The 13,583-nt window shown below is 60.8% G+C and carries 11 protein-coding genes and 1 pseudogene; 9 read left to right on the forward strand and 3 right to left on the reverse strand.

Annotated features, from left to right (window positions below):
• Positions 1–77: 77 nt before the first annotated feature.
• From A0U87_RS04015 to A0U87_RS04040, 6 genes are all read left to right on the forward strand, one after another.
• The gene (locus A0U87_RS04015; RefSeq protein ID WP_052076585.1) at positions 78–527 is read left to right on the forward strand and encodes an IS110 family transposase; all 450 of its coding nucleotides are present in this window, start codon (positions 78–80) and stop codon (positions 525–527) included.
• Between the two features lie 349 nt (positions 528–876).
• Entirely contained in the window at positions 877–1,215 is a 339-nt protein-coding gene (locus tag A0U87_RS04020) for a CopG family transcriptional regulator (protein WP_223178292.1), read from the forward strand.
• Complete coding sequence (locus tag A0U87_RS04025; protein ID WP_037508573.1) at positions 1,212–3,305, forward strand: type IV secretion system DNA-binding domain-containing protein; 2,094 nt, start codon at positions 1,212–1,214, stop codon at positions 3,303–3,305. The genes A0U87_RS04020 and A0U87_RS04025 overlap by 4 nt, the downstream gene beginning before the upstream one ends.
• Entirely contained in the window at positions 3,302–6,256 is a 2,955-nt protein-coding gene (gene mobF / locus A0U87_RS04030; RefSeq protein WP_037508570.1) for a MobF family relaxase, read from the forward strand. The genes A0U87_RS04025 and mobF overlap by 4 nt, the downstream gene beginning before the upstream one ends.
• 11 nt (positions 6,257–6,267) lie before the next feature.
• Positions 6,268–6,855, forward strand: a complete 588-nt coding sequence (locus A0U87_RS04035; protein ID WP_052076584.1) for a restriction endonuclease — start codon at positions 6,268–6,270, stop codon at positions 6,853–6,855.
• Between the two features lie 68 nt (positions 6,856–6,923).
• A complete protein-coding gene (locus A0U87_RS04040; protein WP_230588527.1) occupies positions 6,924–7,379 on the forward strand; it encodes a lytic transglycosylase domain-containing protein in 456 nt (151 codons plus the stop codon).
• A gap of 19 nt (positions 7,380–7,398) precedes the next feature.
• On the opposite strand, the gene A0U87_RS04045 is transcribed toward A0U87_RS04040, so the two are convergent.
• Positions 7,399–7,713 (reverse strand): DUF4198 domain-containing protein, encoded by a 315-nt coding sequence (locus A0U87_RS04045; protein ID WP_080726995.1) that lies wholly within the window; start codon positions 7,711–7,713, stop codon positions 7,399–7,401.
• A 414-nt stretch (positions 7,714–8,127) separates the two neighbouring features.
• Between A0U87_RS04045 and A0U87_RS26600 the strand changes: the two are divergent.
• Positions 8,128–8,265 (forward strand): annotated as a pseudogene (locus tag A0U87_RS26600) (transposase); the annotation flags it as partial.
• 9 nt (positions 8,266–8,274) lie between these two features.
• The gene (locus A0U87_RS04050; protein WP_240700500.1) at positions 8,275–8,730 is read left to right on the forward strand and encodes a helix-turn-helix transcriptional regulator; all 456 of its coding nucleotides are present in this window, start codon (positions 8,275–8,277) and stop codon (positions 8,728–8,730) included.
• A 169-nt stretch (positions 8,731–8,899) separates the two neighbouring features.
• Here A0U87_RS04050 and A0U87_RS04055 read toward each other — a convergent pair whose 3' ends face one another.
• Together A0U87_RS04055 and A0U87_RS04060 are read right to left on the reverse strand one after the other, a co-directional pair.
• Positions 8,900–10,063, reverse strand: a complete 1,164-nt coding sequence (locus A0U87_RS04055) for a carboxymuconolactone decarboxylase family protein (RefSeq protein WP_137405234.1) — start codon at positions 10,061–10,063, stop codon at positions 8,900–8,902.
• A 60-nt stretch (positions 10,064–10,123) separates the two neighbouring features.
• Positions 10,124–10,909: an NAD(P)-dependent alcohol dehydrogenase gene (locus tag A0U87_RS04060; RefSeq protein WP_240700499.1), complete on the reverse strand. Its 786-nt coding sequence runs from the start codon at positions 10,907–10,909 to the stop codon at positions 10,124–10,126.
• 505 nt (positions 10,910–11,414) lie between these two features.
• Here A0U87_RS04060 and A0U87_RS04065 point away from each other — a divergent pair.
• Positions 11,415–13,535 carry a TonB-dependent siderophore receptor gene (locus A0U87_RS04065; RefSeq protein WP_048936648.1) on the forward strand — a complete coding sequence of 707 codons (2,121 nt, stop codon included), beginning with the start codon at positions 11,415–11,417 and terminating at the stop codon, positions 13,533–13,535.
• Positions 13,536–13,583: the final 48 nt, after the last annotated feature.

The raw sequence follows: 13,583 nt of genomic DNA on the forward strand, positions 1-13,583 counted from the left end.
ACGTAATCGCCACACTCGACCTCCGCTTCGTTGCGGTAGGAGGACATTGCCGCTTCGGCGCTCGGCCGGAGTCGAACGTGGAGGACATTGCCGCTCTCGATGGCAAAATTCAGGCCGTAGCCAAACAGCATGGTACGGTACGTCTTTTGATGACAGCACCGGGAGTCGGACCGATCACCGCGATGGCGGTAACTGCAGCGTTCGACGACGCCGAACGCTTCAACCGATCTTCCAGCGCGGGCGCTTATCTCGGTCTGACGCCAAGGCGCTACGAATCTGGCGAAATCAGCCGGAACGGGCGCATCTCGAAAAGCGGTGACAGGTTCGCTCGGAAATGCCTGTACGAAGCGGCGAATGCGATCTTGTCTCGAAAGCTTGGCGGCCCTCGCCTGCGTGAGTGGGCACAGGCGATCGCCGGCCGAACCGGGCCTCGCAAAGCGAAAGTCGCGCTGGCCAGGAAGCTGGCGGTAACATTGCACGCAATGTGGTGTACCAATACGGCCTTCCGGGAGGCCGCTATGGCCTGACCTAAATCCGAAACAATACGCTGAACTCAAGCGCGACAGAACGCGTCCTCCTGGGACGCTTAGCGAGGGTGAAATCGTTCCCGCGAGTGCGGCACGGACCGCGCACACCACTTAGATTCACCCTACTTTGAACGCTAACATGCGGCGTCCAGCGCGACGACCGCGGAGAGAACCCTGGAGCCCACCACGCGCGTGACGAACCGCATAAGAGATCAGCTGTTGACAGTGGCGATTAGGGAACCTCGCGGGACACGACCCACCCTAATCAACGAATAACCACATGATTATGAGTAATGGATACTGGGACGGTTGCGCCTGAGCGAACGTTTTGATAAATCATCAGGGCTTCATGACATCTGCGAAGGTTTCCCGTTGGGAGATTTATCGCGTGCCCAAGGTTAACTTTCGCCTCGACGAGTCGCTGCACTCAACATTGATGCGACGCGCGCGTGGCGCGAACCTCTCTCTGTCAGGATTTATCCGTCAGGCGCTGGAACAGGCGGTCGACGAGCGCAAGCGCTACGTCTTCTCCTCGCAAGATGAAATCCTCGCCACCTCCATCCAGATACTCTCGATCCTGGCGACCTCCGTGGGCCAGCAGTCGCCGAAGGCCCTCGAACAAGGCATGGCCCAGGCGCGATCCATACTTCTGGAGCGCGGCCTCCTCGGGGAGGCGGATCGCCCATGAGCATTTTCCGGAACGATACGCTGGGATCGTGGACGCGGGGCGGGCAAGCGATCGTCCACAATGTCCGCATGACCACTCAGGTCTTCTACCAGACCATGCTGGCCGGGTTGATCATCTGGATCATCGGCACGCTTTGGTATGCCTTCGAAAAATCGACGGAATATGAGCGCTTCGTGCTGGTCAAGCTCGCGGAGGCGATGATCAAGGTCGACGCAGCGGGCGGCCCCAACGATCCGGTCCAGTTTCGCACGCCGACAGGCCAATCCTACTGGACGTCCGCGGACTGGTTGGCCGCTTCGACCCTGGCAAAGAAGACGCTGCACCAGTTCGAGATCTATCTTCTGCACGGCGCTCTTCTATCCGGGCTCTTCACCCTCGCCATGCTCGGATGGGCCTGGTTCTACTTCACGCGGACGGGCAGGGGCCTTGGCTCCAACGAATATCTGCGCGGCGCCCGCTTCGGTACCATCAGGCAAGTGAAGCGCGCACTCTGGCGGCAAGGCAAGGGACCGTTGATCGTAGGCAATGTCCCGGTCCCGGAAGCCTTCGAACCCGAACATATCCTTCTGTGCGGGGCGCCGGGGACAGGCAAGACCAACCTCATCAACGGCATGCTCGATGGCATTCGCAAGTCGGGAAGGCGAGCGATCGTCTATGACACGGCGGGTACTTTCGTCGAGAAATTCTATCGCCAAGGCACGGACATGCTGCTCAATCCGCTCGACCAGCGCACGGCGCGCTGGTCGCCCTGGGTCGATGTGCCGCGCGACTATCATTATGATCAGATCGCCGAGTCGACGATCCCCGACAAGCATGGCGATCCATTCTGGGCCAAGGCCGCGCGAGGCACCCTAGTCGCGGTCATGCGCAAGGTCGCGCGGCAGAAGCACACCTATGTCTCGGTGCTGCTCGACCGGCTGCTACGCTCCAAACTCAAGGATCTCGCCGCTTTCGTGTCCGGGACGGATGCAGCAGCCTTTATCAGCACCGAAGGTGAAAGGACGTCGGCAGGCATTCAAGCGGAACTCGCGTCGGTCATGCGCAGCTTCGGGTATCTCGACGATACCGAAGATGGCTTTTCGATCCGCGACTGGGTGGAGAAGGGGCAGGAAGGGAGCTGGCTCTTCATCACCGTCAAGGCAGATCAGTTGCCGTCGTTGCGGCCCCTGATCACCGTCTGGCTCGATATCGCGATCAGCGCGATCATGAGCCTCACGCCCGACCGCGATCGCCGCCTCTATTGCGTGATCGACGAGCTGCCGACGCTCCAGAAGCTGCCGTCACTGTCCGACTTCCTTGCCCGGGCCCGCAAATATGGCGGCTGCGGCATATTGGGGTTCCAGTCCTATCCCCAGCTTGAAGCCACTTACGGCATTCAGGATGCCGCTGCCATCACCGGCTACTGTTCCACATGGGTAGCGTTACGGGCCAACGATACCGCGACGGCCAAACATGTGTCGGAGAATCTGGGTCAGGTCGAGCAGGTCGAGGCCAATGAGGGCATGTCCTATGGCGTCAACGACATGCGTGATGGCGTCAACCTCTCGCGGATGCAGGTGACGCGGCCGCTGGTGATGCCGACCGAAGTCACCAACCTGCCCAACCTGGTCGGATTTCTGCGCTTCGGCCGCAATCTGCCGGTTGTCCGCTTCGACAGCCGTTTCAACGAAATTCCTTCACTCGGCCCCGCCTTTCTCGAGCGTACGGAGTCCCCCATTCAGATCGATAAGGCGAAGAAGCTCGTCCGGATCGCTCACGCCGAAGCGCGCGTCCGAGAGGTGATCGAGCGGGAAGCGGCGCAAACACCGCCGCCGCCCGCGAAACCGCCGGCCAGTTCCCCAGACGAGCCGCCGAGCGGTGAACAACCGCCGCAATCTCCGCCGCAGCAACGGGACCTGTTCCAGCCGCCTGAGCCGCACGTCGATGCGCAGCGGGTTGAAGACATCCTGTTGAACGAGGAGGACGCTGACCTTCCGGTTCCGCCCCGGCTCGCCTGGACGATCCTGGCGGGCAAGCAGGGCGAAATCCGCTCCGACCTGGTGCAACATGAGCGGGACGATGGTCCGCGCGAACCGTCGCGACCGGCATGATCCAGCCGCAACGTCTCCACGGCAAGCCCGCCAATATCGCCCGATATTATACGGTTGGCGACTATTATACCAAGGGCGGCAACGAGCCGTCCGAATGGGGTGGCAAACTTGCTGCCGACCTCGGCCTTTCCGGTCCCGTCGACGCCAGGCAGTTTCGTGACCTGCTTGCCGGCAAAGTCGGCGATCAGCAACTGGGGCGACACCGCACTGACGGGCAAATTCAGCATCATCCCGGCTGGGACTTTGCCGTCAATGCCCCGAAATCCGTATCCATCATGGCGCTGGTGGCAGGGGATGAGCGAGTGCTCGCCGCGCATGAACATGCTGTCACAGCTGCCATCACCTATCTGGAGGAACAGGCACAACTTCGCCGCCGCGAGGAAGGCAAGATCGTTCATGAGACCACGGGGCGCATTCTCGTCACGCGCTTCACCGAGCATGGCAGCCGGGAACTCGACCCGCACCTCCATACCCATCTGGTCGTTCTCAACATGACCAATCGCCAGGATGGCGACCCGATGGCGAGCCTGGAAAGTCGCGTCATGTATGGTGAGCAGCGCGTCGCCGGGCAGATCTATCGCAATGCGCTCGCCTTCAGCCTCCGCGAGGCTGGTTATGAGGTCGAGTTCGATCCTCGCACTGGCTTATTCGAGATACGGGGCGTGCCCAAGGAGCTCATCGAGCGCTTCTCGCAGCGCGCAGAGGCGATCGAGGAGCATGCCCGGGAACATGGCCTGGTCGGCCAAAAGGCCCAGCGCGCCTCCTTCTATGCCACCCGCAAGGCCAAGGTGAAGATCGGCGCGCAAGAACTTACTGTACAATGGCATGAACGGACTGGCGACCAACTCGACACGCTTGATAAAATCGCTGCCGTTGCACGCGAACGGGAGGGGCAACATTCTCCCCCTACCGAACGCACGGCTTCACGCGCTGCCCTTTTCGGCCTGCGGCAACTCGAAACCGCCGAAGCCGTCAACAATCTCGGCGATATCCTGCGCACGGGGCTCGCAGCCCATGTCGGGGAAATGCGGCTGGAGGATCTGCGTCCTCGGGTCGCGATGCATGAACTCATGCGAAAACTGCTGCCGACCCACGAGCAAACGGGCGACAGGGTACTCACGCATGGACGCACCACCCGCAAGTCATGGCGGCTGGAACTGGCGCTTACCCAACATATTGCACTTGGCCTCGACGACGCCCGGCCGATCGCGTCGGGCGACCGGCTCTTGGCCGTGCTGGAAAAGACGACACTCAATGCGGAGCAGCAGCGGGCCCTGGTCGAGACCGCTATGTCACGGGATCGCGTCACCGGAATCCACGGCGTTGCCGGTTCGGGCAAATCGACACTGGTGCGGGTATTGGGCGAAGCGGCGGAACCAGGAACGACGCTGATAGCATTGGCGCCCACATCATCGGCGGCTGCGGAACTGGGGCAAAAGGCCAGTATCGAGGCGCACACGGTCGCCAGCTTTGTAGCGCGTGGCGGCCATGGCATAACGGATCGCCATGTGCTCGTGCTCGACGAGGCCGGTCAGCTTGGCAACCGTCAGGCTAGAAGGCTGCTCGAGATCAGCCGGATAACCGGAGCAAGGCTCCTGTTCCTTGGTGACGAGAAGCAGACCGGCGCCATCGAACAAGGCAAGCCCTTCTGGCTGATGCGCCGGCTGGGATTGCCGGTGGTGGAACTGACCGAGGCGGTTCGCCAGGAAACCCGTACGATCAAAGAAGCGGTCGCTCAGGCGAGGGCCGGCAATTTCGAGCAGTCGCTCAAGAATCTCGACAGCGTGACGACCGTCACCGACAATGAGGCCATGGCCGCGATGGTGGTCAACGCCTGGGTGAGGCTCAAGCCCGACTCCCGTGCGGGCACCAACATCCTCGTGCTCGACAACGCCACGCGCCTCATCGTCAACAGCAAGATCCGCGAAGCGCTCAGGAACGAGAATGGGTTGGCAGCCGAAGACAGCAGGCTCTCGATCCTTGCCCCGGCAGGCTTCACCGATATCGAAAAACATATGGGCCGCTTCTACGGAGCAGGGCAGGTGGTGCGCTTCGACCGCGACATCGCTGGTCTCGGCGTTGCCCGGCACACGGACTATCGCGTCGTAGGGCTCGGACGGGAGCCCAACGGCCGGCAGGTCGTGCGCCTTGTCGATGAACAGGGTCGCATCATCCGCTGGGATCCGCAGACGACACGGGCCCGGCACATCAATGTCTTCAACCCCGAAGAGCGTGATCTGGCCGAGGGGGATCGTATCCAGTGGCGACTGGTCAATCGCGATCTCGATCTGCGCAACGCCGAGCGCGGCACGGTCGAAAAGCTGGACGGCGACCTCGCCACCATACGATGGGACCGGGACGGCCGTGTACAGCAGGTCAACCTGACAGAGCACAAGACCTGGGACCATGGCTATGCCGAGACGGTATATTCCTCCCAGTCGAAGACCTATCCGCGGGTCTTCCTGCTGGCGCCCGTGGACTCGCCGCTGGTTAGTGCCCAGAACTTCTACACTGCCATTACGCGCGCCAAGTACGGCGTCAGGCTCTGGACGAACAACGTCAAGGAACTTGTCGCCAAGCTGGAGCGACAGTCGGGTGAGAAGACCTCCTCCACCGAGGGCCTTGGACGCATGGACCAGGACCGCGTCGGCCCGTTCACGAACCGGCAGCGCGCGCGCCTGGCAACGCTGAAGGCCGAACAGGAAAAGGACCGGGCGTCGCGTGGAGATCGCGCCCTTGAAAGGCAATTGTCTCGCCGGGATCGCGGACCGCAAGGGACAGCAGAGTATATCGCGGAAGGCGCCCGAAGCGTCGCGCAGGTCCTCTACCGGTTTCTCGAGGGTATTCTCGATCGTGCTCGCACCCGGATCGAGCCCCCGGCGACGCATGCTGAACGGCAGTCGCCATCCCCCGCACCTCAACCCGAACCCTCCCACGGTCCCGAACGATAGAGGCTCGTCCCATGCTCCTCATCCTGCTCGCTGTCGCGTTGATGCTCCTGGCCCTTGTCCTGCACCGCTTTCACGTGCCCTTGCGGCATCGCTGGCGTCGCAGGCAGGCAAGGTTCATGGTGCAGCAACTGCGCCGCCGTGATCGCCTGCAACCGCCCCAGCTCCTCTACGCCCGGCTAAGAAGCATGGATCCGCTCGCCTTTGAGGAATTGCTGCTCGAAAGTTTGGAGCGTCGTGGTTTCAGGGTCATCAGAAACCATCGCTACACTGGCGATGGCGGCATTGATGGAAAGGTGATGATCGACGGCGCTCTGTGGCTCATCCAGGCCAAGCGCTATGCAACGGCCATCCGGCCCGAACATGTCAGCGCCTTCAATGCGCTGTGCCGGGCCAGCAACTGTCGCGGCCTTTTCATCCATACCGGCCGAACAGGGCCGCAGAGCCGAGAATCCATCGGTAACAGCAGCCACGTCGAGATCCTATCCGGGCGGAGGCTGCTTGCCCTGGTGACAGGCGGCCCGATAGCAGTGGCTGAAGTACCAGGCCGTGCCGTGCTTCCCGCGAAATCTCATCGAGCCACGCCGTGGCGGGCACGGTGATGTGGCGCCTTCTCTCGAGCACGACATGGGCAGTCACTGCCTTGCTGGCAGCATCGCCGGAACGGGCCATGGCCGCGCCCGAAAAAGTGCAGGAGGAACAGCGTATAGCTACCTGCATCCGTCACGCGTCGATGGGTCATGCGTGGCTGGAGAAGACGCTTTGGGGCCTGCGAGACCAGGAAGCAGGCTGGATCGGAGCTGAAGTCCGCAATAGCAATGGCTCGCATGATCTTGGCCCCTTGCAGATCAACAGCTGGTGGGTGCCGCGCATCGCCGCGCAAGTCGGGCACTCCGAATTGCAGGTACGACATTGGCTGCGCTTCGATCCCTGCTTCAACGCCGAAGCTGCGCGATGGATCTTTCTCTCCGGCCTACGAGCGGCGAAAGATTACTGGGCGGCAATTGGCCTTTATCACAGTCCGACTACTTGGCGGCAGCGCAGATATTCAGGTTCGGTCGCACGTCGGATGAAAATTCGCTTTGGCGAGAGCGTCTTTCACGAGCCGATGCGGACACATAATTAACGCTGGAAACATTGGCCAGCTACATCGCTGCGAGCGTGAAGGAATAGCTATAGTAGTGGGCTGCGGCGCCCGAGGGTGCCATGTCGCGGTGGCGCACGAGCAGAAGATAGCGACCGGCATCCGGCGAGGTAACGGTGAACTTGCCCGACGCATTGGTGTGGAGGTCGGCCGCCACTTTCTTTCCATCATAGAACCCGGCTTCCTGGAACAACCTCACGTCGGCGTTGGCCAGCCCCTTGCCGCTGTACAGGACCTTAATCGTGAAGGGCTGCGCTGTAGTGATCGATGTCGCGTTGCAAAGCGGATCGAATTTTGAACGCTGTGCCCCGCATATTTTAAGGCAGCAGCGCCGGCATCCTCCAGCCGTTCACCCTAGCGCCATGGCCCACTCCGGTTGCGAGGCACAAACAAGGACGGTTAAGCGGACTTCTACAATTTATTCAGATTGCGACTTCTAGAGAATGGCGACGTCGGCAGTTGTAGTTCCCCGCAAACACCGCTGCCGACATTGGAGACGAACTCGAGTATCGGTCCCGGTTTAATCCCTCCCCCGCAACCACCGATACCGACAAACCAGATTTTTCACTGGTTTGTCGGTCTCTGTTAGATCGCCCTCCCGCAACCAACGCCATAGAACTACAAACACCGCCCTAGGGTCTTCCTGGGGCGGTGTTGTCGTTTAAGGCGTATGAGTAGCCCCTAGATTTCTGGACGCCTTCTATCCTAATTTTGAGGACAGGAGACGACGATGGGGAAGTCCAATTTCAGCGATGAGTTCAAGCGTGATGCGGTGGCCCAGATTACGGAACGTGGGTATCCGGTAGCGGAGGTATCCGAGCGGCTCGGCGTCAGTCAGCATTCGCTGTATGCCTGGAAGCGACAACTGGCGAAGGTTGTGTCTGGCGATGCCATTGGGATTACCCGGACCGCCTATGCCAGGTTTGAAAACGGAAAAAGCTGGCCACGCCCCGACACGTTCGAAGCATTGCAGGACTATTTTGAAGTTTTCGGTGAGCAATTGGCTGTGGCCCGGCAACCTGGAGAGAGGGCGACGGGGCGCGCGGAGCCAAATTTCGACACACTTCGGGCAGACGCAATTCACGACATGGGCCGGTATCTCAGGAAATGTCGAAAGACGAAGAAATATACCCTGCGACAAGTCGCTGCATGGTCAGGCGTATCTGCTGCGCAACTCTCACGCATCGAGCGTGGTGAATGCGCGGATTCGCGGATCATCGGCGTCGTGGACGAAGACAAATATCTCCATAAGGATGAACAGCGGCTGACATTCACAAATCAGATCATCCGCGAAATATACCACGGAACATTCATTCCGCCCGACGAAAAATAACGGCATTTGCGAACATCGTGGTCCGTGTAAACGACCCTTAACGGTCATCTAGCTGCCAAATTTTCATTCCTAGGTGCGGACCGTCTGCTTCTTGATTTTGTTCGTTGGATTGTGGCTACAACGAAGAGGACGGGTTTCGGCAGCGATGACAGGAAGTTTCGTGCCGCGCCTAGGGTAAAGCGCGATATTGGGCGTCTGTGACCGGCTCCTGCCAGACGACATCGCCACGGTCGACGATTGCGACATGGGTCATTGCCGTCACTGGGCCTGCACCATGCCAGTGGCGCGTACCTGCTGGCGTCCATACGACGTCGCCAGCGCGCATGACCCGAACCGGCCCGCCTTCGCTCTGCATCCGACCTTCGCCCTGGGTGACCACCAGCAATTGCCCGTTGGCATGGCTGTGCCAGTTGCTGCGTGCTCCAGGCTCGAACCGGACCGTGCCCCCGCTAGCACCGGTGTCGGTCGAGAACGATGAACTGATCGACACCGTCCCGGTGAAGCGATCGGCCGCCCCCTGGCTGGGAGTCTCGCCTGCGCGGACGACGATCATCTCTGTGTTGGCGGCCGGCCGTTCCGATCCCAATTTGCCGGCCGCGCTCATCGCCCGTGGCCATCCGGCGTAGAAGGCCAGATGAGTGATTGCCTCCGCCAGTTCCGTACGGGTCAGGCCATTGCGAAGCCCGAGCGGAATATGGAAATCCAGTTGATCGGCTGAACCCGTCGCGGCGAGCGCAGCGATGGTGACCAGACTCCGATCGCGCGGTGACAGATCGGATCGACGCCAAAGGTCGGCGAACAGGACATCATTGGTCAGATCGCCAAGCGCAGGCGCAGATTCCGCCATCGCCTTGTCGACGGCGACGGCGCGCTCCGCGTCGCCTGGCGGCACCGGCAGCAACGCGTCCTTATCCGACTTCAGCGTCGCAAGATCGATCTTGCGCGCCATGAAGGCCTCCCGTACCGGCTCCAGCGCCGCAACCGCACTCGGCCAACCCATGTAGAAGGCCAGATGGGTGATCAGCCCGGAAATGGCGGCTGGTGGCACGCCATTGTCCAGCGCTCGGCCGATATGGCCAGCCAATGGACCAGTCCGGCCGGTCGCTATCAGGGTCGCGACGACGACTAGGCTGCGGTCGCGCTTAGCAAGGCCGGGGCGTTCCCAGATGTCGCCGAAAAGGACGCGATCGGTATAGTCGGCCAGTTGTGGCGCTACTTCCTGCATCAGGGGTGGCGCAACCGATGCTCCTGTCCTGTTTTGCGCACTGGCGGCCTCGCCAGCGGCGCTGGCCGCCAGCGCCATCATGCCACCGATCATGGACGATTTGGTCATGCCAACCTCCGTTTCTGAAAAAAAGGTGGGCGGCGCGCCACACGCACCGCCCGCTTTTGATCAGGCAGCCGCTTCCAGCGAAGCCATGTCGATCACGAACCGGTAGCGGACGTCGCTGCGGTCGAGCCGGTCGAACGCCTCGTTGATCTGGTCCATGCGGATCATCTCCACATCCGGCAGGACGCCATGCTCGGCGCAGAAATCGAGCATCTCCTGGGTTTCGGCGATACCCCCGATCAGCGAGCCAGCGATGCGGCGGCGGCCGAAGATCAACGGCAGGGTCGTGGGCTGGCCGATCGGCCCGACCTGTCCCACCAGCACCAGCGTGCCGTCGATATCGAGCAGGGGCATATAGGGGTTGATGTCATGATCGACCGGGACGGTATCGATGATAAGGTCGAAACAGTCGGCCGCCCGCGCCATCTCCTCGGCATCGGTCGACAGCAGGAAGGCGTGGGCGCCCAGCTCCGCGGCGTCCTGCTGCTTGTCGGGGGTTCGGCTGATCATGGTCACATGCGCCCCCATGGCCGCCGCGATCTTGACCCCCATATGGCCAAGCCCGCCCAGGCCGATGACACCGACCCGGCTGCCCTGCTTGACGCCCCAGGTACGCAGCGGCGAATAGGTGGTGATCCCGGCGCAGAGCAGCGGCGCTGCCTTGGCCACATCCAGCCCGTCCGGCATTTTCAGCACGAACTCCTCGCGTGCGATCAGATGCTTGGCATAGCCGCCACGGGTCAATTCGCCATCAATGCGATCGGGGGAATTATAGCTGTCAGTGCGGCCGTTGCGGCAATATTGCTCCTCGCCATGGTCGCACTGGTCGCATTGCTGACAACTGTCCACCAGGCAGCCGATGCCTTGCCTCCAGCGATCTCTACTGACCTGTGCTCGTGCCTAACCCGCTGTTCGCTAATGCTCATCAATGCCCTGTTCGATTGACGTTTTGCGTGACTGGATTTCCAAAGAAAAACGTCGAGAAAAATTGGAAAGCCGCCCCGTCGCCTACAAAATGCATACCCCATGCGAGTGGTTCGCTTTGCGCATCGCCACGTTGGGATGGTGCCATTAACGCAAATGCGATTTATTTGCAAAACAAGACATTTGATTTTTGCGCGGTTCGCAAAGCCTGCCGCGGCACGGCAAATAGTCCTTGTCGAAGGCGTAATGTGCTCCTTGCTGGACAGCATAAATCACAGTCCTTAATTCGCATATGCGAATCAATATCAATAAAGAGGCTGATATGCGACATATGCGATGGATGGGGGGCCTGCTTTCTGGGGGCGGTATTGTTGCTGCCGTGGTGCCTGCGTTTGGGCAGGAACAAGCCAGTCAGGATGGTCAGGCTGTCATGCTCGGGTCGGTTCGGGTCGAAGGGGAGGCCGTTGATGATGGGCTGACCAGCGATCTAGCATCTACCGAGGGGACCGGCTCTTACACGACCCGGTCGATGAAGACCGCGACGAAGCTGCCCATGTCGATCCGGGAGACGCCGCAGTCGGTGACCGTCGTCACCCGCCAGCGACTGGATGATCAGGTGATGACCAACATCACCGACGTGGTGAAAAATACGCCAGGCCTGTTCCTCAACTATTCCAGCGGGCCCGGCCGCCCGAGCTTTACCGCGCGCGGCTTCGATATCGACAATATCATGTATGACGGCCTACCGTCCCGCTATCAGGGATGGGTCGTGGGCAGTCAGGCCAATATGGCCATCTATGACCGGGTGGAGGTGGTGCGCGGCGCTACGGGCCTTGTAACCGGCAGCGGCAATCCATCGGCGGCGATCAATCTGGTGCGTAAGCGCCCGACCCGCGACTTTCAGTTCAATCTCGAAGGATCGGCCGGCAGTTGGGACAATTATCGCGGGCAGATCGACATGTCGGGCGGTGTCGATCAGGCCGGCAATCTGCGGGTGCGGGTCATCGGCTCCTATCAGGACAGCAGCAGTTTCCGCGACGGCGAGGTCATTCATCGCGGCCTGATCCATGCGATCGGCGAATATGATATCGGTCCCGATACGACGTTGATGGTGGGCGTCACACATCAGGATGATTTCTTCAACAGCTTCTGGGGCGGCTTGCCGCTCAGCGCCACCGGCGCCCATCTCGATCTGCCGCGCTCGACCCGGCCCAGCTATGACTGGGAAGGCAAAAGCCAGAAGTCGAACACCGTCTTTGGCGAACTGATCCATCGTTTCGGCCACGACTGGAGCGTCCGGCTGGCGAGCATGAAGGTGTGGCAGGATGCTATGTTCTCCGGCACCTATGTCTATCGGCGGCCCGACCTGACGCTCACCCATTCCGCCTATCAGGCCGCCTATGACGAGGATCAGGCCAGTGTCGACCTCTATGCCAGCGGGCCGGTCACGTTGTTTGGCCGTGACCATGATCTGACATTCGGCGCTAGCCGACGCGAGACCTCAACAGGCACGCAAAATTACAGCGGGGGAGGGCTGCTCGCAGGCAATGTCGACATGTTCGATTTCGACCCGGCCAGCGGTACTCGGCCCAATTTCGTGCCGACGACCTACAGCCGGAACGTCATCACCCAGAGCGGTCTCTATGCCTCGACCCGGCTCAATCCGTTCGACGGGCTGAAGATCATCCTGGGCGGGCGGCTGGATTGGTATGATTATGATAACCGCACGGCTGCGACCGGCGATTACAAGGTCGATGCCCACCAGACCGTCTATGCCGGCGCGATCCTGGAAATCGATCGTCATCATTCGTTCTATGCCAGCTTCACCGACATTTTCCAGCCGCAGACGGCCAGGGGCTTTGCTGTCGACACCGACAGCCAGGCGATCCTGAAGCCGATCACCGGCCAGAATTACGAGGTGGGTATCAAGGGCGAATATCTCGACGGGGCGCTGAATGCGGCGATCGCGCTTTTCCGCATCGACCAACGGAATAGGGCATTCGTGCCGACCGACCAGAGCGGTTGTCCCAGCTTCCCGGCCAGCAGTTGCTCGACGGCTGCAGGTCTGGTGCGCAGCAAGGGCATTGATGCCGAACTTCAGGGCGCGATTACGCCCGACTGGAACATTTCGCTCAGCTATACCTATACCAGCATCGAATTTGTGCGGGACACCAACCCTGAAAATGGCGGCAAGAATTTCGAAACCGACATGCCCCGCCACATGGCGAAACTGTCGACCTTCTACACGCTGCCGGGGAAGCTCAACCAGCTGCGTATCGGCGCCGGACTTAACTGGCAGAACCGCATCTACAACGACAATAACGGCGCCAATTTCAACAATGTCGCCTTTCGCGTCGAACAGGGGGCCTATGCCGTTGCCGACCTGATGCTGGGATACAAGATCAGCGACCGGTTCGATCTTCAGGCCAACGTCAACAATCTGTTCGACAAGCATTATTACAAGGCGATCGGATATGATATCCGCTGGGGTTCGACTGATGCCTATGGCGATCCGCGCAATATTCTGGTGACGCTGCGCGGCAGAATCTGAAGGCATGCGCTCGCCAGCCATGGTTGGCGAGCGTCGCAATCGTACGAT

Origin of the sequence: Sphingobium sp. MP9-4 (assembly GCF_005281675.1) — a bacterium.
GTDB lineage: Bacteria > Pseudomonadota > Alphaproteobacteria > Sphingomonadales > Sphingomonadaceae > Sphingobium > Sphingobium yanoikuyae.

What these genes read in the sequence shown, in the direction of transcription:
- A0U87_RS04020 (WP_223178292.1), top strand. Translation starts at nt 877, where the DNA reads ATGACATCTGCGAAGGTTTCCCGTTGGGAGATTTATCGCGTGCCCAAG.
- A0U87_RS04025 (WP_037508573.1), top strand. Translation starts at nt 1,212, where the DNA reads ATGAGCATTTTCCGGAACGATACGCTGGGATCGTGGACGCGGGGCGGG.
- mobF (WP_037508570.1), top strand. Translation starts at nt 3,302, where the DNA reads ATGATCCAGCCGCAACGTCTCCACGGCAAGCCCGCCAATATCGCCCGA.
- A0U87_RS04035 (WP_052076584.1), top strand. Translation starts at nt 6,268, where the DNA reads ATGCTCCTCATCCTGCTCGCTGTCGCGTTGATGCTCCTGGCCCTTGTC.
- A0U87_RS04040 (WP_230588527.1), top strand. Translation starts at nt 6,924, where the DNA reads ATGGCCGCGCCCGAAAAAGTGCAGGAGGAACAGCGTATAGCTACCTGC.
- A0U87_RS04055 (WP_137405234.1), bottom strand. Translation starts at nt 10,063, where the DNA reads ATGACCAAATCGTCCATGATCGGTGGCATGATGGCGCTGGCGGCCAGC.
- A0U87_RS04065 (WP_048936648.1), top strand. Translation starts at nt 11,415, where the DNA reads ATGCTCGGGTCGGTTCGGGTCGAAGGGGAGGCCGTTGATGATGGGCTG.